This is a genomic window from Pseudomonas sp. RC10-4-2 (assembly GCF_050433085.1).
GTDB lineage: Bacteria > Pseudomonadota > Gammaproteobacteria > Pseudomonadales > Pseudomonadaceae > Pseudomonas > Pseudomonas aeruginosa.
In genome coordinates, this window is the sequence record NZ_JBNPXX010000001.1 from 294,365 (window position 1) to 314,868 (window position 20,504).

18 protein-coding genes are annotated in these 20,504 nt (G+C 67.2%); 13 read left to right on the plus strand and 5 right to left on the minus strand.

Translation table 11 applies throughout. From position 1 onward, the window contains the following. Positions 1 to 2: 2 nt before the first annotated feature. The 3 genes from FHW81_RS01375 to FHW81_RS01385 are packed head-to-tail and all read left to right on the plus strand — an operon-like array spanning position 3 to position 3,094. The gene (locus FHW81_RS01375; RefSeq protein ID WP_003453913.1) at positions 3 to 1,598 is read left to right on the plus strand and encodes a SagB/ThcOx family dehydrogenase; all 1,596 of its coding nucleotides are present in this window, start codon (positions 3 to 5) and stop codon (positions 1,596 to 1,598) included. Between the two features lie 33 nt (positions 1,599 to 1,631). Continuing rightward, positions 1,632 to 2,501, plus strand: a complete 870-nt coding sequence (gene tesB, locus FHW81_RS01380) for an acyl-CoA thioesterase II (RefSeq protein ID WP_003093084.1) — start codon at positions 1,632 to 1,634, stop codon at positions 2,499 to 2,501. Beyond that, the gene (locus tag FHW81_RS01385) at positions 2,498 to 3,094 is read left to right on the plus strand and encodes an HAD family hydrolase (protein ID WP_003107576.1); all 597 of its coding nucleotides are present in this window, start codon (positions 2,498 to 2,500) and stop codon (positions 3,092 to 3,094) included. Before tesB ends, FHW81_RS01385 begins: the two co-directional genes overlap by 4 nt. A 123-nt stretch (positions 3,095 to 3,217) precedes the next feature. On the opposite strand, the gene FHW81_RS01390 is transcribed toward FHW81_RS01385, so the two are convergent. Next, positions 3,218 to 3,544: an HU family DNA-binding protein gene (locus tag FHW81_RS01390; RefSeq protein WP_223198316.1), complete on the minus strand. Its 327-nt coding sequence runs from the start codon at positions 3,542 to 3,544 to the stop codon at positions 3,218 to 3,220. A 324-nt stretch (positions 3,545 to 3,868) separates the two neighbouring features. Between FHW81_RS01390 and FHW81_RS01395 the strand changes: the two genes are divergently transcribed. The 6 genes from FHW81_RS01395 to FHW81_RS01420 all read left to right on the plus strand — a co-directional run bounded on the left by FHW81_RS01395 (position 3,869) and on the right by FHW81_RS01420 (position 10,810). After that, a complete protein-coding gene (locus FHW81_RS01395; RefSeq protein ID WP_003143037.1) occupies positions 3,869 to 4,789 on the plus strand; it encodes an acyl-CoA dehydrogenase family protein in 921 nt (306 codons plus the stop codon). A 204-nt stretch (positions 4,790 to 4,993) separates the two neighbouring features. After that, positions 4,994 to 6,007, plus strand: a complete 1,014-nt coding sequence (gene tauA / locus FHW81_RS01400) for a taurine ABC transporter substrate-binding protein (RefSeq protein WP_003119230.1) — start codon at positions 4,994 to 4,996, stop codon at positions 6,005 to 6,007. Positions 6,008 to 6,071: 64 nt separating this feature from the next. Further along, positions 6,072 to 6,863: a taurine ABC transporter ATP-binding protein gene (locus FHW81_RS01405; protein WP_004351571.1), complete on the plus strand. Its 792-nt coding sequence runs from the start codon at positions 6,072 to 6,074 to the stop codon at positions 6,861 to 6,863. Then, on the plus strand, positions 6,853 to 7,671 hold the full coding sequence (locus FHW81_RS01410; RefSeq protein WP_003114312.1) for an ABC transporter permease subunit: 819 nt from the start codon (positions 6,853 to 6,855) through the stop codon (positions 7,669 to 7,671). Before FHW81_RS01405 ends, FHW81_RS01410 begins: the two co-directional genes overlap by 11 nt. Before the next feature lie 106 nt (positions 7,672 to 7,777). Beyond that, positions 7,778 to 8,611 carry a taurine dioxygenase gene (tauD, locus tag FHW81_RS01415; protein ID WP_003114311.1) on the plus strand — a complete coding sequence of 278 codons (834 nt, stop codon included), beginning with the start codon at positions 7,778 to 7,780 and terminating at the stop codon, positions 8,609 to 8,611. Positions 8,612 to 8,773: 162 nt separating this feature from the next. Continuing rightward, complete coding sequence (locus FHW81_RS01420; protein ID WP_003114310.1) at positions 8,774 to 10,810, plus strand: OPT family oligopeptide transporter; 2,037 nt, start codon at positions 8,774 to 8,776, stop codon at positions 10,808 to 10,810. A gap of 107 nt (positions 10,811 to 10,917) precedes the next feature. Here FHW81_RS01420 and betT read toward each other — a convergent pair whose 3' ends face one another. The 3 genes from betT to FHW81_RS01435 all read right to left on the minus strand — a co-directional run bounded on the left by betT (position 10,918) and on the right by FHW81_RS01435 (position 14,997). After that, positions 10,918 to 12,879, minus strand: a complete 1,962-nt coding sequence (gene betT, locus FHW81_RS01425) for a choline BCCT transporter BetT (protein ID WP_003119234.1) — start codon at positions 12,877 to 12,879, stop codon at positions 10,918 to 10,920. Between the two features lie 189 nt (positions 12,880 to 13,068). Then, positions 13,069 to 14,043: a sigma 54-interacting transcriptional regulator gene (locus tag FHW81_RS01430; protein ID WP_003119235.1), complete on the minus strand. Its 975-nt coding sequence runs from the start codon at positions 14,041 to 14,043 to the stop codon at positions 13,069 to 13,071. A 174-nt stretch (positions 14,044 to 14,217) separates the two neighbouring features. Continuing rightward, positions 14,218 to 14,997, minus strand: coding sequence for a MetQ/NlpA family ABC transporter substrate-binding protein (locus FHW81_RS01435; protein ID WP_003118275.1), 780 nt, complete (start codon positions 14,995 to 14,997; stop codon positions 14,218 to 14,220). Between the two features lie 437 nt (positions 14,998 to 15,434). Here FHW81_RS01435 and cioA point away from each other — a divergent pair, with 437 nt between their 5' ends. The 3 genes from cioA to FHW81_RS01450 are packed head-to-tail and all read left to right on the plus strand — an operon-like array spanning position 15,435 to position 18,096. Then, on the plus strand, positions 15,435 to 16,901 hold the full coding sequence (gene cioA / locus FHW81_RS01440) for a cyanide-insensitive cytochrome bd quinol oxidase subunit I (RefSeq protein ID WP_003103027.1): 1,467 nt from the start codon (positions 15,435 to 15,437) through the stop codon (positions 16,899 to 16,901). A 3-nt stretch (positions 16,902 to 16,904) separates the two neighbouring features. Continuing rightward, on the plus strand, positions 16,905 to 17,912 hold the full coding sequence (gene cioB / locus FHW81_RS01445) for a cyanide-insensitive cytochrome bd quinol oxidase subunit II (protein ID WP_003093053.1): 1,008 nt from the start codon (positions 16,905 to 16,907) through the stop codon (positions 17,910 to 17,912). 13 nt (positions 17,913 to 17,925) lie between these two features. Continuing rightward, positions 17,926 to 18,096 (plus strand): DUF2474 domain-containing protein, encoded by a 171-nt coding sequence (locus FHW81_RS01450; RefSeq protein ID WP_003103026.1) that lies wholly within the window; start codon positions 17,926 to 17,928, stop codon positions 18,094 to 18,096. A gap of 280 nt (positions 18,097 to 18,376) precedes the next feature. Here FHW81_RS01450 and FHW81_RS01455 read toward each other — a convergent pair whose 3' ends face one another. Then, entirely contained in the window at positions 18,377 to 19,165 is a 789-nt protein-coding gene (locus tag FHW81_RS01455) for an AraC family transcriptional regulator (RefSeq protein ID WP_004345774.1), read from the minus strand. Between the two features lie 101 nt (positions 19,166 to 19,266). On the opposite strand from FHW81_RS01455, the gene FHW81_RS01460 reads away from it, so the two are divergent. Further along, entirely contained in the window at positions 19,267 to 20,448 is a 1,182-nt protein-coding gene (locus FHW81_RS01460) for an MFS transporter (RefSeq protein ID WP_003093049.1), read from the plus strand. Positions 20,449 to 20,504 lie beyond the last annotated feature (56 nt).

Below are 20,504 nucleotides of genomic sequence, written 5' to 3' on the forward strand. Positions count from 1 at the left end.
ACATGGGCGACGGCGGCGGCGAGGTGCTCTCCTACCATCGCCTCAGCATGCATCGCCCGGAGCGCTACGCACCCGGTCCCGGCGGACTGGACTGGGCGACCCAGCCGGCGCCGTTCCGCCAGTACCGGGGCTGCCGGCAAATCGAACTGCTGCATCGGCCGCTGGAGGAGTCGCCACCCTACGACGGGGTGTTTTCCGGGCCGGCGGCCGCGCCCTCTCGGCTCGATCGCCGCAGCCTCTCGCAGATGCTCTACGACGGATTGGCGCTGTCGGCCTGGAAGGAGGCCGGCGGCACTCGCTGGGCGCTGCGGGTCAATCCGTCGAGCGGCAACCTGCATCCCACCGAAGCCTACCTGCTGCTTCCCGGCGGTACCCTGGAGCCGGCGCCGCTGCTCGCCCACTACCGTCCCGACAAGCATGCCCTGGAGGTGCGCGGCGAACTGCCGGCGCCGCTGGCTTCGCTGCTGGATGACTGCTTGCCGCCCGGCGGCTGCCTCCTGGCATTGACCAGCGTGCCCTGGCGCGAGGCCTGGAAATACGGTGAGCGAGCCTATCGCTACTGCCAGCATGACCTCGGCCACGCGCTGGCCTGCCTCTCGATCGCCGCGGCGATCCAGGGCTGGGAGATGCGCCTGCTGCGCGGCGTCGCCGAAAGCGCACTGGACGGCCTGTTCGGCCTTGACCGGGACGGCTTCGCCGAGTGCGAGAGCGTCGACGCACTGTTCTGGATCGGGCCGGCGCTCACGCAAGAGCCTTCCCTTTCGCCGCGCCTGTGCGAAGGACTGGCGGCCCTGCCGTTGGCCGGCGCGCCGAACCGGCTGTCGCGGGAGTACCGGGACTGGCCGGAGTTGCAGCGGATACATGGGCTATGTCGGGCGCCGCGCCTGCCGGCACGCCCGTGGAGGGTCGCACCGGGCGAGCCCGGCAACGACAACCCCGGCCTGCCGCTGCGACCGCTGCTGCATCGGCGGCGTAGCGCGCAGCGCATGGACGGGCGCGCCGGCATCGATGTCGGGCTGCTGCGGGCCTGGCTGCGCAGGCTGCTGCCGGAGCGCTCGCCGGTGCCTTTCGCGGTCACCGGCGAGGCCGCGCGGGTCGATCTGCTGCTGTTCGTCCATCGCGTCCGGGGCCTGGTGCCGGGGTTGTACTGGCTGGACCGCAGCGGCCTGCGGCGGCCGCCGATGCGCGAGGACTTCCTCTGGCAGCACGTCGATCCGGAGTTGCCGCTGTACCTGTTGCAGGAAGGCGATGCACGCGCGCTGTCGGCGTATCTCTCCTGCCAGCAGGACATCGCCGGCGACGGCTGCGTCGCGCTCGCCATGCTCGCCCATCTCGGCGCGGCGCTCGAAGAAGGTCCCTGGTGCTATCCGCGGCTGTACTGGGAATGCGGGCAGGTCGGCCAGTTGCTCTACCTCGAGGCGGAGGCCGCCGGGCTGTCTGGGACGGGTATCGGCTGCTACTACGACCCCCTGGTGCATGAGCTGCTTGGACTAACGGATGAGTCCATGGCCAGTCTCTACCATTTCACCCTCGGCCGCGCGGTGTGGGACACTCGTCTTTGCAACATGCCCGCGTACCCGGCCATGCGCCGCGACTAGCCCGTCGACAGCCCGAATTCGAGGAAACACCCCATGACCCAGATACTGGACAACCTGGTGGCTTTGCTGAGCCTGGAACCCATCGAGGAGAACCTGTTCCGGGGCATGAGCCAGGATCTCGGCTTCCGCCAGCTCTATGGCGGCCAGGTCCTGGGGCAGGCGCTGTCGGCGGCCAGCCAGACGGTGGAGGACGATCGCCACGTACACTCCATGCACGGCTACTTCCTGCGTCCCGGCGACGCCAGCATGCCGGTGGTGTACCAGGTGGACCGGGTGCGCGACGGCGGCAGCTTCAGCACCCGCCGGGTCACCGCGATCCAGAAAGGCCAGCCGATCTTCACCCTGAGCAGCTCCTTCCAGTACGACGAGGAAGGTTTCCACCACCAGATCGAGATGCCCGAGGTGGTTGGCCCGGATAATCTGCCTTCGGAACTGGAGCTGACCCGCCAGCGCGCCGAGCGGATTCCCGAGCGCATCCGCGACAAGCTGCTGTATCCGAAGCCCATCGAGATTCGTCCGGTCACCCAGCACGACCCCTACGACCCGCAGCCCGACGAACCGGTGAAGTACCTCTGGTTCCGTGCCGACGGCAAGCTGCCGGACGTCCCGGCGCTGCACAAGTACCTGCTGGCCTACGCCTCGGATTTCGGTTTCCTTACCACCTCGATGCAGCCCCATGCCGTTTCGGTGTGGCAGAAGACCATGCAGGTCGCCAGCCTCGACCACGCCCTGTGGTTCCACCGCGACCTGCGCGCGGACGAGTGGCTGCTCTACGCCATCGACAGCCCCTGGGCCGGCAACGCACGCGGTTTCGTGCGCGGCAGCATCTTCAACCAGAGCGGCCAGCTGGTCGCCTCGTCGAGCCAGGAAGGCCTGATCCGCAAGCGTGAGGACTGGGCGTGAGGCTGGCCGACATCCGCCACTGGGTGTTCGACATGGACGGCACCCTGACCCGGGCCGTGCACGACTTCCCGGCGATCCGCCGAGCGCTGGACATCCCCGAGCAGGACGACATCCTGCTGCACCTCGCCGCCCTGCCCGAGGCCGAGGCGGCGGCCAAGCACGCCTGGCTGCTCGAACACGAGCGCGCCCTGGCCGAGGCCGCGCGGCCGGCGCCGGGCGCACTGGAACTGGTGCGCGAGTTGCAGCGGCGCGGCGTGCGCCTGGGCATCCTGACCCGCAACGACCACCAGTTGGCGCTGATCACCCTCGAAGCGATCGGCCTGGGCGGCTGCTTCCCCACCGAGCACATCCTCGGGCGCGGCGAGGCGCGGCCCAAGCCGGACCCTGATGGCTTGCTGCGCATCGCCCGACGCTGGAACGTGACGCCGGCGGAGCTGGTGATGGTCGGCGACTACCGTTTCGACCTCGACTGCGGACGCGCCGCGGGTAGTCGCACGGTGCTGGTCAACCTGCCGGAAAACCCCTGGCCGGAGCTGGCCGACTGGCACGCTGCCGATTGCCATGCGTTGCTCGAGCAACTGCAAACGCCGTAGGAATATCCGGCGGAAAACCTCGAGGGCGGCAGCGCCAGCGGCTCCCCGAAAACGAAAAAAGCGCAGGAGGCCAGGCTCCTGCGCTTTTTTCCTGCGCATCCGTGCGGGATGCGGCGGCCGTTATCAGCCGTTGATCGCGTCGGTCAGTGCCTTGGCCGGAACGAACTTGGCTACACGCTTGGCAGCGATCTCGATCGCCTTGCCGGTCTGCGGGTTGCGGCCGGTGCGCGCGGGACGCTCGGAGACCTTCAGCTTGCCGATACCCGGCAGGGTGATTTCGCCATCGTTCTCCAGGGCGTCCTTGACGATCTCGGCGAGCTGGTCGAGCGCGCTGCGAACGGTGGTCTTCTGCGCGTCGATGGCTTCGGCGATGTCCTGGATCAGTTGGTCTTTGGTCAGTGCCATGGTGGTGTAGCTCCTTGGTAAAAGACTGCGCGAGGGGCCTCGCACAGAAACGGGCGTGATTTTAAACAGCTTGGCGCGAATAAGGTTCCCTTTTCTCCGCTTATTTGTTTCCTCGCACGACGCGCATGACAGAGCCGTTACAGAGGTTTTCGCGGCTGTCCGGAATGATGCCGGCGTCGGTTGCCCGACGCATCCTCATGGTTCTGCCAGGGGCGCATGCCTCCGGTTCTTAGTTAAGGATTATTGGTTATTTATAGGTTAGGGTTTCATCCATTAGGGTTATAAGCAGGACATCCCGTCCCTTTCCATCACCGGAGCCTGCTTACCTCGCGCCAACGCCTGGCCCTCGCTCCCCGTTCGAGGTGCCGCATGAGCGAAGCCCGGCTCCACTCGCCCGACCCCAGGACACCGCGACCCATGGCCGGTTGGGCGGCAAGCCTGCGCGACAGTGGACTGCTGGCGCTGGCAGTGCCGCGCGTGTTCGCCGGCATGGAGCGGGACTGGGGGGAAATCTTCGCTGGCGTCCGCCACCTGGCCGAGCAGGAACTCGAGCTGGCACGGCGCCTGGCCCTGCATCATCTGCAGATCGCTTCCATTCGCCTGCTGGGTAGTCCTGAACAGCAGCGCCGCCTGTTGCCGGCCAGCGTCGAGCGCCGCTGGCTGTGGAGCGAGGCGGTCGATCTGCGGCGCGCCCAGCCCGAAGCGCAGGAGCACTGGCGGGGCGGTTTCCTGGTGGGTGGACGGGGTAGCGATTGCTTCGCCGTGGAAGACGTGGATCGCTTGCTGATCTCAGCCTGGCACGCGCCCTCCCGCGCTCACCTGATCGCTGTCGCCGAAACGGGGCGGGCAGGCATCGACATCTCCGGCCTCGCCGATGGTTCGGGGCTGTTCTTGCCCGCCGGGCAGCGGCTGCATTACCAGCGGCTGCGGCTGCATCCCGAGGACATCCTGGTGCCGCCCGGCCTGCCGCCGACCCCGTGCGGGCAACTGCGCGAAGGCTTGACCCGATTGGCCCAGGCCAACCTCGACCTGGGCCAGGCTGCGCGGGTGCCGGGCGACGTGGCGGGGCAGGGAGAGGCGCCGCGTCTCCTCGCCCTCGCGCTGCGTCTTGTCGAACTGGCGGCGGAGTCCTTCCAGGCGGCATTCGCCCGCGGCGGCGCGCTGACATTCCGCGAAAGCGCGGCGGCGTCGCTGCTGGCGAGCGAGGCGGAGGCGGTGGCCCGCGCCGGGCTGCTCGCCTGCCTGCGCCGACAGGCCCTGGAAGCCCGTTTGCTGGGCGCGGCCCTGTAGGGACGGGGGCATGGAGCAAGGGCGGAAGGGCATCCGGGGGCGCATTCGCGCTCATAAACTAATTCCAAAATATTATTTATATCGAGTTTTTTATATCTGTAATCTGCATCGCACCGGACCACCGGACTTGCTGTCGCCACCCATTGCCCGTCCCTGGTCCGTTCTCCTCCGGAGCGCGGCACCGTTGCCTCCGAGGTTCGCCCGATGAAACGCCCGAATTCCCTGCACCGCCTGGTGGCAGCCCTGGCCTTTGCCAGCCTTTCCGTCGCCGCCCAGGCCGCCGACATCACGGTCGGCTACCAGACCGGCATCGACCCGACCAAGGTGCCCCAGGCCGATGGCCTGTACGAGAAAGCCATCGGCGAGAAGATCGACTGGCGCCGCTTCAACAGCGGTCCGGAAGTGATCGCCGCGCTCGCCTCCGGAGACCTGCAACTCGGCAACATCGGGTCCAGCCCGTTGGCAGCGGCGACCTCGCGGAAGCTGCCGATCGTCGCCTTCATCGTTTCCGCGCAGATCAACGCCGCCGAGGCGCTGGTGGTGCGCAATGGAAGCGGGATCGGGAAACCCGAGGACCTGGCCGGCAAGACCATCGCTACCCCGTTCGTTTCAACCTCCCACTACAGCCTGCTCGGCGCCCTCAAGCACTGGCAGATCGAACCGTCCAAGGTGAAGATCGTCAACCTCAACCCGGCCGAGATCGCTGCCGCCTGGCGTCGCGGCGACATCGACGGGGCCTTCGTCTGGTCGCCGGCGCTGGGCGAGATCAAGAAAAGCGGCAAGGTCCTCACCGACGCCGCCGAAGTCGGCCAGTGGGGTGCGCCGACATTCGAGGTGTGGGTGGCGCGCAAGGACTTCGCCGAGAAGCATCCTGAAATCGTCGCCCGCTTCGCCCGCGTCAGCCTCGATTCCTTCGCCGACTACAACGCGCACAAGGCCGAATGGACCGCCGACTCCGAGCCGGTGAAGAAGATCGCCCGGCTGACCGGCGCCGATCCCAGGGACGTCCCCGAACTGCTGGCCGGCTCGACCTTCCCGGAAAGCCAGGCGCAACTGTCCGCCGACCTGCTCGGCGGCGGCACCGCCAAGGCTATCGCCGGCACTGCCGAATTCCTCAAGGAACAGAAGCGCGTGCCGGCCGTCCTCGGCGACTACTCGCCCTACGTCAGCGCCGACTTCGTGCGCCAGGCGGAGCAGGTCCAGGTCGGCCAGCGCTGAATTCCGCGACTCCGCTCCGGCCTGTCGAAGCGGAGGCTTTCTTACCCTACGGAGGGCAGAACACATGAGCCGTCTGACGGCCGAGGCGATCAGCCTCTCATTCGAACAGCGCGGCCAGCGCCGCGCCATCCTCCGCGATCTCAGCCTGGGCCTGGCCAAGGGCGAGTCGCTGGTGGTGCTGGGTCCTTCGGGCTGCGGCAAGTCGACACTGCTGAACATCCTCGCCGGTTTCCAGAAGCCGGACCAGGGACGCGTGCAGATCGACGGCCGGACACTCGAAGGGCCCGGCGGCGAGCGCGGCGTGGTGTTCCAGGACGACGCCCTGATGCCCTGGCTCAACGCCCTCGAAAACGTCGCCCTGGGCCTGCGCATCCGTGGCCTGGGCAAGGCCGAGCGCAGCGCGCGGGCGCGCCAGGTCCTGCAACTGGTGGGCCTCCAGGAGTACGCCGAGCAGTCCGTCGCCCAGCTCTCCGGCGGCCAGCGGCAACGCCTCGGGCTGGCACGCGCGCTGGCGGTCGAGCCGGACTTCCTGCTGCTCGACGAGCCGTTCGGCGCGCTCGACGCGCTGACCCGCGAGCGCATGCAGGTGCTCCTGCTGGACCTGTGGAAGCAGACCGGCAAGGGCCTCTTCCTGATCACCCACAGCGTCGACGAAGCCCTGTTCCTGGCTACCGACCTGGTGGTGATGGACGGCCCGCCGGCGCGCATCGTCAAGCGCCTGCCGGTGGACTTCGCGCGGCGTTACGCCGCCGGCGAAACGGTGCGTTCGATCAAGGCTGATCCCGAGTTCGGCCGTTTGCGCCAGGCGTTGCTGGACGAATTCCTCGATGTCGCGGAGGCCGAACATGCCCACTGATACCCTCGGACTCGCCGTTGCCAATCCTGTCCCGCGCAAGCGCCGTCTGCCCGGCGACCGTCGGCGCTGGGCCGCCGGTGCCAGCGTGCTGGCCCTGGCCCTGCTGTGGTGGGCGGCGACCCGTTTCGGCTGGGTCGACGTGCTGTTCCTGCCGGCGCCCGAACAGCTCTTCGAAGCCCTGCAACGGCTATGGCAGGAGGGCTACCTCGATGCCAGCCTGCTGCAACACGTCGGCACCAGCCTGCTGCGGGTGCTCCTGGCGCTCGGCGCGGCGGTGCTGACGGCGATCCCGCTGGGCGTGCTGATGGGCCTCAATCCCTTGGCCGGAGCGGCCCTCGATCCGCTGGTGGAGTTCTACCGGCCGATCCCGCCGTTGGCCTACCTGCCGTTGATCGTCATCTGGTTCGGCATCGGCGAGCTGAGCAAGGTGCTGCTGATCTACCTGGCGCTGTTCGCGCCGCTGCTGATCGCTACCGCCGCCGGCGTGCGTCGCGTAGACCGATCGCGGGTGCAGGCGGTGCGCTGCCTGGGGGCCAGCCGCTGGCAGGTGGTGCGCTACGTGATCCTGCCGAGTGCCTTGCCGGAGGTCCTCACCGGCCTGCGCATCGCCCTCGGCGTCGGCTGGTCGACCCTGGTCGCCGCCGAGCTGATCGCGGCCAACCGAGGCCTCGGCTTCATGGTCCAGTCCGCCGCGCAATTCCTCGCCACCGACGTGGTGGTGGTCGGCATCCTGCTGATCGCCGCCATCGCCCTGGCCTTCGAACTGGGGCTGCGCTGGGTCCAGCGGCGCTTCGCCGCCTGGGGTTGAGCGCGAGAGTCCCGAGTCATTTCCGAACCGGCCTTCACTCACGCGGCGAAGGCCGGAGCGAGGGCGCGCAGGGCGCGCCCGCAACCTGCCCGACGAGTAGCACGACATGAGCCTGACCATCCAACCCATCAGCCCGGCCCTGGGCGCCATCGTTTCCGGCATCGACCTCGGCGCGCCGCTGGACGACACCGGCCAGCGGGCCATCGAGCAGGCCCTGCTCGAACACCAGGTGCTGTTCTTCCGCGACCAGTCGCTGGAACCCAGGAGCCAGGCGCGCTTCGCCGCCCGCTTCGGCGACCTGCACATCCATCCGATCTACCCCAGCGTGCCGGAGCAGCCGGAGGTCATCGTCCTCGACACCGCGGTCACCGACGTGCGCGACAATGCCATCTGGCACACTGACGTGACCTTCCTCGAGACCCCGGCGCTGGGAGCCGTGCTCGCCGCCAAGCAATTGCCGCCGTACGGCGGCGACACCCTCTGGGCGAGCAGCACGGCGGCCTACGAGGCGCTGTCGGCGCCGCTGCGGCGTCTGCTGGACGGCCTCACGGCGACCCACGACATCGGCAAGTCCTTCCCCCGCGAACGCTTCGGCGTCACCGAGGCCGACCTGGCGCGCCTGGAGGAGGCCCGCCTGAAGAATCCGCCGCGCTCGCATCCGGTGGTGCGCACCCATCCGGTCACCGGGCGCAAGGGCCTGTTCGTCAGCGATGGCTTTACCACCCGCATCAACGAACTGGAGCCGGCCGAGAGCGATGCGCTGCTGAAGTTCCTCTTCGCCCATGCCACGCGACCTGAATTCACCGTGCGCTGGCGCTGGCAGGAAAACGACGTGGCGTTCTGGGACAACCGCGTGACGCAGCACTACGCGGTGGACGATTACCGGCCACAGCGGCGGGTCATGCATCGCGCCACCATCCTCGGCGACAAGCCCTTCTGACGACGCCGCGCGCGGGCTTCCTCCGGCGGCCCGCGCCGGCAACTGTCCGTTCCGCCAGCTTTTGCTCTCGAAAAGGTCGCCTCTGCGACATTCGCTGTCGTGTCCCGGCGTGCCGCTCTCGCCTAAGCTTGGCGGGTCCAATTGTTTCGAGAGTTTTCATCCATGCAAGAACGCATCCCGGATGAGCTGACCCTGCCAGAGCTCACCCTGCGTGGCCTGATCCTCGGTGCGCTGATCACCGTGGTCTTCACCGCCTCCAACGTCTACCTCGGTCTGAAGGTCGGCCTGACCTTCGCCTCGTCGATCCCGGCGGCGGTGATCTCGATGGCCGTCCTGCGCTACTTCTCCGGCGCCAACATCCTCGAGAACAACATGGTGCAGACCCAGGCCTCGGCGGCCGGCACTCTGTCCTCGATCATCTTCATCCTTCCCGGCCTGCTGATGATCGGCTACTGGAGTGGCTTCCCGTTCTGGCAGACCGCGGCGATCTGCTCCATCGGCGGCATTCTCGGGGTGCTCTATACCATTCCGCTGCGCCGGGTGATGGTGGTGCAGAGCGAACTGCCGTATCCGGAAGGGGTGGCGGCGGCGGAAATCCTCCGGGTCGGCAGCGACGGCGCCGAGGACGAGGAAGACGCCCGCGCGCCGCGTGCCGCCGGTAACGCGCCGGGGCTCTACGACATCCTCGGCGGCGGCCTGGTGGCGGCGCTGTTCAGCCTCTGGAGCAGCGGCTTCAAGGTTCTCGCCGAAGGCTTCAGCGTCTGGCTCAGTGCCGGGCAGGCGGCGTTCCGCCTTTCCACCGGTTTTTCCCTGGCGCTGGTCGGTGCCGGCTACCTGATGGGCATCACCGCCGGCATCGCGATCCTCATCGGCGTGGTGATCTCCTGGGGCGTCGCGGTGCCGCTGCTGACCGTCAACAGCGTGCCGGCCGACGGCCAGAGCCTGTCGGACCTGGCCACCCAACTGTGGAGTTCGCAGGTGCGCTTCCTCGGCGCCGGCACCATCGGCGTGGCCGCGCTGTGGACCCTGGCGACCCTGTTCAAGCCGATGGTGCGGGGCGTCTGGGCCTCCCTCGGGGCAGTGCGCGGCAATAGCCAGGCGAACAGCCTGCGCACCGAGCTGGACATGCCGGCCAAGTGGATCCTGCTGATCGCCGGGATACTGCTGGTCTCGCTGTTCGTGGTCTTCAGCCACTTCCTCGGTGCCGCCGCGCCGGACATGGCCAGCCCGCAGTTCTGGAGCCTGGTGGCGGTATGCGTGGTGTTCGCCTTCTTCTTCGGCTTCCTGATCGCCGCCGCCTGCGGCTACATGGCCGGCCTGGTCGGTTCGTCGAGCAGTCCGATCTCGGGGATCGGAATCATCGCGGTCATCCTGGTGTCGTTGCTGATACTCGGCTTCGGCAGCATCGAGGGCGGCCTGCTGGACCGCCAGAACGGCAAGCTGGCGATCGCCCTGGCGCTGTTTACCACCTCGGTGGTGCTGGCCATCGCGGCGATCTCCAACGACAACCTGCAGGACCTCAAGACCGGCTACCTGGTCGGCGCCACGCCCTGGCGCCAGCAGGTCGCGCTGATCGTCGGCTGCATCGTCGGCGCGCTGGTGATCCCCCCGGTGCTGGAACTGCTCTACAGCGCCTACGGCTTCACCGGGGCCCTGCCGCGCGAGGGAATGGACCCCGGCCAGGCCCTGGCCGCGCCGCAGGCGACCCTGATGACGGCGATCGCCAGCGGGATTTTCCACGACGCGCTGAACTGGAACATGATTCTCATCGGCGTCGCCCTGGGCATCGCCCTGATCCTCGTCGACCTGCTCCTGCGCCGTACCGGCAAGGCCTGCCTGCCGGTGCTGGCGGTGGGCCTGGGGATCTACCTGCCGCCGACCATCGGCATGACCCTGGTGGTCGGTGCGCTGATTTCCTGGCTGCTGGAAAATGCCCTGAAGAAGCGTGCGGCGGCGGCCGGGGTCGACGAAGAGGCTTATGCCGAAGAGCCGAAGCGACGCGGCGTGCTGCTGGCTTCGGGGCTGATCGTCGGCGAGAGCCTGATGGGCATCCTGCTCGCCGGGGTGATCGGCGCCACCGGCGAGGACGCGCCGCTGGCGCTGGCCGGCGCCGGCTTCGCGGGCATCGCCCAATGGCTGGGACTGGTGGTATTCGTCGCGATCTGCGTGCTGTTCTACCGGCGAGTGCTGGCGCGCTGAGGGATTCGTGGCTGCACGGGGAGGGGATGTTGCCGCTAGCGTCATTCCCTGCGGTCAGGGACGGAGGATGAGGGAAGGGGCGCCCTGCGCGCCCCCTTTTCCTGCACTCAACGCACCAGGTGCAGGAACTGCAGGTGCCGCTCGTACTGGTCGAGCATGTCGTTGATGATCTGCTCCTTGGTGTAGCCCATCAGATCGTAGTCCTGGCTACCTTCGGCGAGATGCACCTCGGCACGGAAGTAGCGGCGATTCTTCAGGTGCAGGCCGCCCATGCCGGCACGCGCGAAGGACGGCGTGAAGTAGCCGCGCATCAGCACCTGGTAGAGGAACCGATGCTGCTCGCCATGACCGATCTCCAGGCTCAGCGAGGCGTTGCCCGGGTCGAGCTGGGCGTCCACCGCCAGGCCTTTCTCGCGGAACACCTCGGAAACCTCGCTGATCGCCGGGCGCACCACGTCGTTCATGAAGCGGTACACCTCGTCCCGCGAGGGGAAGTGCACGGCCTGCGACAGGCGTCGCTTCCAGCCGCCGGAGCGCTTGCCGTTGCCGCTCATCAGCGGCGCCAGGGAGTGGCTCCGCGCCCGCTGGCGCTGCGACTCCATGTAGAAGGCCTTGTGCAGGCCCCACATCATCAATAGCAGGATCAGCGAGAAGGGCAGGGAGGTCAGCACCACCGCCGACTTCAGCGCGTCGATGCTGCCGGCGAACAGCAGCCCGCCGGTGACCAGCGCGGTGACCGAGCCCCAGAACACCCGCAGCCACTTCGGTCCGTCGTCGTCGGCGCTGCCGCCGTGGGCGGAGAGGGTGGAGAGGACCACGGTGCCGGAGTCCGCCGAGGTGACGAAGAAGACGAAGCTCACCAGCACCGTGACGGTGATCACCGCGCGGCTCCAGGGGTAGTTCTGGAGCATCTGGTAGAGGGCCATCGACGGCTGCTCGATGGCCACCCGGCCGAGTTCGCTGGCGCCGCCGAGGGCCTGCTCCAGGGCGCTGTTGCCGAAGATCGACATCCACGCCAAGGTGAAGCCGAGCGGGATGAACAGCACGCCGAAGACGAATTCGCGGATCGTCCGGCCGCGCGAGATGCGCGCGATGAACAGGCCGACGAAGGGCGCCCAGGCGATCCACCAGGCCCAGTAGAACACCGTCCACGAGCCCAGCCAGTCGCTGGGGCCGCCGTAGGCGTAGAGGTCGAAGCTCTTGCCCGGCAGGTGGCCGAGGTAGTCGCCGACGTTCTGCACCAGGGTGTTGAGCAGGTGCTGGGTCGGACCGGCGAACAGCACGAACAGCAACAGGCTGCAAGCCAGCAGCATGTTGATGTCGGAGAGGATGCGGATGCCCTTGTCGACCCCGGAGACCGCCACCGAGATCGCCGCGCCCATCATCAGCACGATGAGCGCCATCTGCACCGGGTGGGTATGCGGGATGGCGTACAGGTAGTCCAGCCCGGAGTTGAGCTGGAGCACGCCGAAGCCCATGTCGGCGCCGAGGCCGAACACCGTGGCGATGATGCCGAAGCAGTCCACCGTGTAGCCGATCGGCCCGTTGATGCGCTTGCCGATCAACGGGTAGAGCGCCGAACGCAGGGCCAGCGGCAGGTTGTGGCGGTAGGCGAAGTAGGCCAGGGCCATCGCCACCAGGGCGAACACGCCCCAGCCGTGCAGGCCCCAGTGCAGGAACAGCAGTTCCATGGCCTGCCGCGCGGCTTCCTGGGTACCGGCCTCGCCTTGCGGCGGCTGGAGGAAGTGGGTCAGCGGTTCGGATACGCAGAAGAAGAACAGGGTGATGCTGATGCCGGCGGCGAACAGCATGCCGGCCCAGGACAGGTAGCTGAATTCCGGCTCGTCGTGGTCGGCACCGAGCTTGATCTTGCCGTAGCCGGAAAGCGCGGTGACCACCACGAAGATCAGGTACAGCGTCATCGCCAGCAGGTAGTACCAGCCGACGGTCTGCGAGGCCCAGGTCTGCGCGGCCAGCAGCCATTCGCCGGCGCGCTGGGGGAAGCCGATGACCACTGCGGCGAACAGCAGGATCAGGATCGCCGCACCGTAGAACACCGGGGGATTCATGCGGATGGGCGTGGGGGTGGAGGGGGTGGCGGAGGGCGATTGTGCGTCAGTCAAAACAGGCTGGTCTCCTCGTCCTTAATTTGATCAAGCGTTCAATATAAACACGATCAAGGGCTCGGGAGCCAATCCTTCGGACGTATGGAAGCCTTCGGCGCCGCGCTTTTCCCGCACGTTCGCCGAAGGATTCCTTCAGTTCGCCGCCAGTCCCAGGCGCCGCCTTCCCGCCTCCTCGTCGCCGCCTGCCTGCTCGGTGGCCAGTTGCAGGAGCAGGGCCTGTACCTGCTCCAGCGACGGCGCTCCGGCTTGGCCGAGCAGGCGCCGCAGACCGGCCAGCGATGGGTCTGGCGTTGCCCCGCCAAAATTCAGATGCTGCGGCAGGATTTCTTCCTTGTCGCTGACCAGCAGGGCGAAGTGGACGACGTTTTCCAGCTCGCGGATGTTGCCTGGCCAGGGATAGCTCTCGAGGACCCGCTGGGTTTCCACGCCGATGGCCGGCACCGGCAGGTCCAGGCGCTGGGCATAGACGCCGATGAAGTATTCCGCCAGCGGCAGGATGTCTCCCGGACGTTCGCGCAATGGCGGCAGGCTCAGGCGGCCGTCGTGCAGGTATTGTTGCAGGCCGGCCAGGAACTTGCCGGCGCGCACCGCCTGGTCCAGGTCGACGCTGGTGGCGGTGACCAGGCGCACGTCATGGGGAATCGGCTGCTGCGCGCCGACCCGCAGCACCTCGCGTTCCTCCAGCGTCTGTAGCAGCCTGGCCTGCAGCGTCAGCGGCAGGTCGGCGATCTCGTCCAGGTACAGGGTGCCGCCATTGGCCGAACCGAACCAGCCGGCGCGGCTGCCGACCGGGCCGTTATGGGCGCCGGGAGCGTAGCCGAACAGCTCGGCTTCGGCATGGTTGCGACTGAGGGCGCTGCAACTGACCGCGACGAACAGACCGGCGCGTTCGCTGTGGCGGTGGATCTGCCTGGCGAGCAGCTCCTTGCCGGTGCCGGTCTCGCCTTCGATCAGCACCGGCTGGCCCTGTGGCGCGAGGCGCTCGAGTTCTTCGCGGACCCGGTGCGAGCGTGGGTCGAAGAACACCAGGGCCTTGGCGCGGATGCTCAGCGGACTGCGGTCGGCGTCGGGGAAGGTCAGCGGCGCGGGGCGTGGTTTCTCGCTCATGGGTAACTCCTTGGCGGCACGGGGCGCCTCCAGCGCCTGCGCCGTGACGACGGCCGGAACGGCTGCGGGCGGGGGCCGTTGCGGAAAAAGAAACGCCGGTGCAAGCCATGCGACACCGGCGTGAACAAGGGGCGCTGCAACGGCGCCCAGCGTGGGAGTCGGGACGGGCTGGGGTCAGAAGGCCGGGACCACCGCGCCGGCATATTTCTTCTCGATGAAGGCTTTCACTTCCGGGCTGGTCAGCGCGGCGGAAAGCTTCTTCAGGGCGTCGCTATCCTTGTTGTCAGGACGCGCCACCAGGTAGTTCACATAGGGCGAATCGCGGTCTTCCAGGACCAGCGCGTCCTTGGCCGGGTTGAGCTTGGCCTCCAGCGCGTAGTTGGTGTTGATCAGGTCCAGGTCGACCTGGTCCAGCACGCGCGGCAGCAGGGCCGATTCGAGTTCCTTGAATTTCAGGTTCTTCGGGTTCTCGGCGATGTCCTTGGGCGTGGCCAGGGCGTTGTTCGGATCCTTCAACTTGAGCAGGCCGGCCTTCTGCAACAGCAGCAGGGCGCGCCCGCTGTTGCTGCCTTCGTTGGGAATGGCGACGGTGGCGCCGTCGGGCAACTCGGCCAGCGACTTGTATTTCCTCGAATAACCACCGAAGGGCTCGACGTGTACGCCGACCACGGTGACCAGGTTGGTGCCCTTGCCTTTGTTGAAGTTCTCCAGGTACGGCAGGGTCTGGAAGTAGTTGGCGTCCAGGCGCTTCTCGGCGACCTGCACGTTGGGCTGCACGTAGTCGGTGAACACCTTGATCTGCAGGTCGACGCCTTCCTTCGCCAGGGTCGGCTTGATCAGCTCGAGGATTTCCGCGTGGGGGATCGGCGTGGCGGCGACGAGGAGCTTTTCCGCTGCATTGGCGGAAACGCTGATGACGGAGGCCAGGGCAGTCAGCAGGAGCAGTTTTTTCATTCTTCGATCCTTGTAGGGCGATGTCCGCCGCTGCGTTCAGGGCGGTGAAGGAGGGGCGCCAACACGCGAGGGGCGGCTTGAAGGGGAGAGTAGCGACTCTTTTTATTCCATAAAAATATTATTTGTTTATTTTTATATTCTATTAATGAATATGAGAGAGCTGAGGCAATTTGTCTCGCGACAACCGACCACAGCAGGACGGTCTAGGCTAACGGGTAAGATTTTCGTACCGAATTGCTCTGCATCAAGGCGGGCGGTCCGGGAATCTGCTTGCGACCCTTCCCGCATTCCTGCCATCCAGGGCTGCGGTCGCTTTCCAATGACAAGAACGATAGCTGAAGGATGTGTTCCAAAACCTTGCGTAGCGTTGCGCGTGAGGAAGCACGGCCGAATCCGCACGTAAGCCGGAAGGGCCGAGAACCTGAAGAGGAGTTGCCATGTTCGGATTGGAGGCTATCGACCTTGCCCGCATCCAGTTCGCGTTCACCGTGTCCTTCCACATCATCTTCCCGGCGATCACCATCGGGTTGGCCAGCTACCTGGCCGTACTGGAAGGCCTCTGGCTGAAAACGAACGAAGAGGTCTACCGCGACCTCTATCATTTCTGGTCGAAGATTTTCGCGGTCAACTTCGGCATGGGCGTGGTGTCCGGGCTGGTCATGGCGTACCAGTTCGGCACCAACTGGAGCCATTTCTCCGACTTCGCCGGGTCCATCACCGGTCCGCTGCTGACCTACGAGGTGCTCACCGCGTTCTTCCTCGAGGCCGGTTTCCTCGGGGTCATGCTGTTCGGCTGGAACCGCGTGGGACCGGGCCTGCATTTCTTCGCCACGGTGATGGTGGCGATCGGCACGCTGATCTCGACGTTCTGGATCCTCGCTTCCAACAGCTGGATGCAGACCCCGCAGGGTTTCGAGATCGTCGACGGCCGGGTGATCCCGGTGGACTGGCTGGCGGTGATCTTCAACCCGTCGTTCCCCTACCGCCTGCTGCACATGTCGGTCGCCGCGTTCCTCGCCACCGCCTTCTTCGTCGGCGCCTCGGCCGCCTGGCACCTGCTGCGCGGGCGCGACAACCCGGCGATCCGCAAGATGCTCTCGATGGCCATGTGGATGGCGCTGATCGTCGCCCCGGTACAGGCGCTGATCGGCGACGCCCATGGCCTCAATACCCTGGAGCACCAGCCGGCGAAGATCGCCGCGATGGAAGGCCACTGGGACAACAGCAGCGGCGAGCCGACCCCGCTGATCCTGTTCGGCTGGCCGGACATGCAGCGCGAGGAAACCCGCTTCAAGGTGGAGATCCCGGTGCTCGGCAGCCTGATCCTCAAGCACAGCCTGACCGAGCCGATCCCGGCGCTGAAGGACTTCCCGCCGGAAGACCGGCCGAACTCCACCGTGGTGTTCTGGTCGTTCCGGATCATGGCCGGCCTCGGCATGCTGATGATCCTGGTCGGCGTCTGGAGCCTGTGGCTGCGCTGGCGCGGCCAGGACAAGCTGTTCAACTCGAAGGCCTTCCTGCGCCTGACCCTGCTGATGGGACCGTCCGGCCTGATCGCGATCCTCGCCGGCTGGTTCACCACCGAGATGGGCCGCCAGCCCTGGGTGGTCTACGGACTGATGCGCACCGCCGACGCCTCCTCGGCGCAGAGCGTGACGCAGATGAGCCTGACCCTGCTGACCTTCGTGGTGGTGTACTTCTCGCTGTTCGGCGTCGGTATCGGCTACATGATGCGCCTGGTGCGCAAGGGCCCGGTCACCCATGAGGGACGCGAGACCAACCCGGGAGGCGCCGGGCAGAAGCGCACGCCGGCACGGCCGTTGTCGGCCGCCGGCGAAGGTTTCGACGAAGAGCACGACGGCCACGCGCAGGCGGCCGACCGCGACCAGGACAAGAGGAACTGAGACATGGGTATCGATCTTCCCCTCATCTGGGCGGTCATCATCATCTTCGGCATCATGATGTACGTGGTGATGGACGGCTTCGACCTGGGCATCGGCATGCTCTATCCGTTCTTCAAGGACAGCGGCGACCGCGATGTGATGATGAACACCGTGGCGCCGGTCTGGGACGGCAACGAGACCTGGCTGGTGCTGGGCGGCGCGGCGTTGTTCGGGGCTTTCCCGCTGGCCTACGCGGTGGTCCTGTCGGCGCTCTACCTGCCGTTGATCTTCATGCTCGTCGGGCTGATCTTCCGCGGCGTCGCCTTCGAGTTCCGCTTCAAGGCCAAGCCGGCCAAGCAGCACATCTGGGACAAGGCGTTCATCGGCGGTTCGCTGGTGGCGACCTTCTTCCAGGGCGTGGCGCTGGGCGCCTTCATCGAAGGCATCCCGGTGGAGAACCGCAGCTTCGCCGGCGGTTCGCTGGACTGGATCGCGCCGTTCCCGCTGTTCTGCGGCCTGGCCCTGATCGTCGCCTACACCCTGCTCGGCTGCACCTGGCTGATCATGAAGACCGAAGGCCGCCTGCAGGAGCGCATGCACGACCTGGCGCGCCCGCTGGCGTTGGTGCTGCTGGCGATCATCGGGGTGGTCAGCCTGTGGACGCCGCTGGCCCATGCCGAGATCGCCGCACGCTGGTTCAGCCTGCCGAACCTGTTCTGGTTCCTGCCGGTGCCGATCCTGGTCCTGGTGACCTTCTATGCGCTGCTGCGCTCGGTGGCCAACAACGACCACGTGAAGCCGTTCGTGCTCACCCTGGTGTTGATCTTCCTCGGCTACAGCGGCCTGGGGATCAGCCTGTGGCCGAACATCATCCCGCCGGCGGTGAGCATCTGGGAGGCCTCGGCGCCGCCGCAGAGCCAGGGCTTCATGCTGGTCGGCGCGCTGTTCATCATTCCCTTCATCCTCGGCTACACCGCCTGGAGCTACTACGTGTTCCGCGGCAAGGTGAAGCACGGCGATGGCTATCACTGAGGAGGCGCCGCATATGGTCCGTACGCCGAGTCATCCCGAACGAGATAGCGCGGCCAAGCCAGCGCTCTGGCGACGCCTGGCCTGGCTGGCGGGTATCTGGACCGCCAGCGTGCTGGCCCTGGGCGTCGCCGCCTGGCTGATGCGCCTGTTCATGAGCGCGGCGGGGCTGGGCGTCCCGCACTGATCGACGATCCCATCCGGGCGCTCCGGCGCCCTTTTCCGAGAGCCCTCCGCTGGAGGGCTTCTTTTTGTCCGCCGATCCGCCAGTGCTCGGTGTTGCGCCCTAGGGCGTCAATCCTCGCGTTCCCGCCTTGCACCATCCAGGCCGGTTCGGCGGATAACCGCGCTGCGGTTATGCGCCCTACGGGAGCGGCGGATGCGCCCTACTGAAGCCTTGGTAGGGCGAATAACGCCGCAGGCGTTATCCGCCGATTCGCCATTGCTTGGCGTTGCGCCGTGGGGCATCAGTCCTCGCGGCCCCTGACCCGTGCCAGTTGCTCCAGTCGCCCCAGGTAGTCGCGCGGGGTTTCGCCGAGCAGGCGGCGGAACATGCTGCTGAAGGCCCGCGTACTGCCGTAGCCGAGGTCGCGGGCGACCACCTGCACGCTGTCGCCGGCCAGCAGGCGCGGCAGGGCTTCGGTCAGGCGCAATTGCTGGCGCCACTCATGGAAGCTCATCTGCAGTTCCTGGGCGAACAGCCGCGCCAGGGTGCGCGAGCTGGCGCCGACCCGCAGGCCCCAGTCATCGAGGGTCAGCCCCAGTTCCGGCTGTTTCAGCAATGCCTGGCAGATCGCCTGCAAGCGGCGGTCGCGGGGCATCGGCAGGTACAGCGGCATCCGTTCGAGGTTGGCGATCTCGCTGAGGATCAGCCCTTGCAGGCGCTGGCGGAAGTCGTCCAGGCGCGGCTGGCTCTCGAGGTGGATGGCGCGCAGGATCATTTCCCGCAGCAGCGGCGTCACCGCCAGTACGCAACAGTCGCTTAGCGGTGTCGGCGTTTCGGGTTGCTCGATGAACAGGGTGCGCATGTGCACCTCGCCGGACATGAATATCTCGTGCTCCACCCGGGGCGGAATCCATACCGCGCGGGTCGGCGGGATCACCCAGGCGCCGTGGTGGGTGGCCAGGCGCATCAGGCCGCGAGCGGCGTAGAGGAACTGCGCCTGCGGGTGGAAATGCCGCCCCAGGTGATGGCCGTCGGGGAAGTCGAGGGAGATGGCGGCCAGCAGGCCGTCCGGGCGGTGCTCGATCAGCATGTCCGTTTCGATGACCTCGCTGTCCTGTCTGCGCTTTTCGGTCAACCTATCATGCCCGGGTCATGACGCCCATTCCTCACCGACCATTCAGGCCGCACGCCATGAACCGACCTCGAACCGTTATCCGCTTCATCAACGCCGCGCATGTCATCGACCACATGTTCATGCTGATCTTCCCCGCCGCCGTGCTCGGCATGGCCGGCAGCTTCGACCTCGACTACGCCGGTCTGATCGGCCTGTCGCTGGGCGGTTTCATCGCCTTCGGCGCCTGTTCGCTGCCGGCCGGCTGGCTGGGCGATACCTGGAGCCGGCGGCGGATGATGCTGCTGTTCTTCTTCGGTATCGGCGCCGCCGCACTGCTCACCGGGCTGGCCGGCAGCGTACCGATGCTGGTGACCGGGCTGACCCTGATCGGGGTATTCGCCGCGATCTACCACCCGGTCGGCACCGCGATGCTGGTGGCACACGCGGAGAACCGCGGCCGCGAGATCGGCATCAACGGCATGTGGGGTAACCTCGGGGTCGCCTTCGCCGCGCTGCTTACCGGCTTTCTCACCGCGCACTTCGGTTGGCGTGCGGCGTTCATCCTGCCCGGCGGGGTGGCCATCCTGCTCGGCATCGGCTTTTTCTTCTGCGTGCGCGAGGAGCCATCGCCGCACCTGTCGGCCAAGGCCGCGGCGCGTGGCGAGGACAGCGAGGGCCTGTCGATGCGCCGGGTGTTCGGCGTGCTGGCGCTGGTCACCGCCACCGGCGGGGTGGTGTTCAACGCCAGCACCGTGACCTACCCGAAGCTGTTCCAGGAGCGCCTGAGCGACTTGCTGGCGTCGCCGCAGACCCTCGGCGTGGTGGTCAGCCTGGCCTATGCCTTCGGCGCGGTGGCGCAACTGATCATGGGCCGCCTGATCGATCGCCTGAACCTGAAGTTGCCGTTCGTCTTCCTCACCTTCTGCCAGGTGCCGCTGCTGCTGGCCCTGGCCTACGGCCACGGCAGCGCAGTGGTGCTGTTCGGCGCGCTGTTCATGTTCGCGGTGTTCGGCCAGGTGACGGTGAACGATGCGATGGTCGCCCACTTCGTCGCGCCGCAGTGGCAGGCGCGGGTCTTCGCCCTGCGCTATTTCCTGTCGTTCGGCGCCAGCGCGGCGGCGATCCCGATGATTGCCTACCTGGAACCACGGCAGGGGCTGCTGGGGTTGTACCTGGTACTGGCGGGCTTCGCCGCGCTGACCTTCGCCGCGGCGCTGGTGTTTCCGCGTCCGGCGCGCAGCGCCGCGGTGGGCACCTGAGGAAGAGGGCGCCCGGACAGCGCGAGCCGGCCGGGCGCCGATGGCTCAACGCCGTA

Coding starts and splice junctions, on each gene's coding strand:
- FHW81_RS01430 (WP_003119235.1), bottom strand. CDS start 14,043: ATGAGCGAGAAACCACGCCCCGCGCCGCTGACCTTCCCCGACGCCGAC.
- FHW81_RS01435 (WP_003118275.1), bottom strand. CDS start 14,997: ATGAAAAAACTGCTCCTGCTGACTGCCCTGGCCTCCGTCATCAGCGTT.
- FHW81_RS01405 (WP_004351571.1), top strand. CDS start 6,072: ATGAGCCGTCTGACGGCCGAGGCGATCAGCCTCTCATTCGAACAGCGC.
- tauA (WP_003119230.1), top strand. CDS start 4,994: ATGAAACGCCCGAATTCCCTGCACCGCCTGGTGGCAGCCCTGGCCTTT.
- FHW81_RS01420 (WP_003114310.1), top strand. CDS start 8,774: ATGCAAGAACGCATCCCGGATGAGCTGACCCTGCCAGAGCTCACCCTG.
- tauD (WP_003114311.1), top strand. CDS start 7,778: ATGAGCCTGACCATCCAACCCATCAGCCCGGCCCTGGGCGCCATCGTT.
- FHW81_RS01410 (WP_003114312.1), top strand. CDS start 6,853: ATGCCCACTGATACCCTCGGACTCGCCGTTGCCAATCCTGTCCCGCGC.
- FHW81_RS01395 (WP_003143037.1), top strand. CDS start 3,869: ATGAGCGAAGCCCGGCTCCACTCGCCCGACCCCAGGACACCGCGACCC.
- FHW81_RS01455 (WP_004345774.1), bottom strand. CDS start 19,165: ATGCTGATCGAGCACCGCCCGGACGGCCTGCTGGCCGCCATCTCCCTC.
- cioA (WP_003103027.1), top strand. CDS start 15,435: ATGTTCGGATTGGAGGCTATCGACCTTGCCCGCATCCAGTTCGCGTTC.
- cioB (WP_003093053.1), top strand. CDS start 16,905: ATGGGTATCGATCTTCCCCTCATCTGGGCGGTCATCATCATCTTCGGC.
- tesB (WP_003093084.1), top strand. CDS start 1,632: ATGACCCAGATACTGGACAACCTGGTGGCTTTGCTGAGCCTGGAACCC.
- FHW81_RS01450 (WP_003103026.1), top strand. CDS start 17,926: ATGGTCCGTACGCCGAGTCATCCCGAACGAGATAGCGCGGCCAAGCCA.
- betT (WP_003119234.1), bottom strand. CDS start 12,879: ATGAATCCCCCGGTGTTCTACGGTGCGGCGATCCTGATCCTGCTGTTC.
- FHW81_RS01375 (WP_003453913.1), top strand. CDS start 3: ATGGGCGACGGCGGCGGCGAGGTGCTCTCCTACCATCGCCTCAGCATG.
- FHW81_RS01460 (WP_003093049.1), top strand. CDS start 19,267: ATGAACCGACCTCGAACCGTTATCCGCTTCATCAACGCCGCGCATGTC.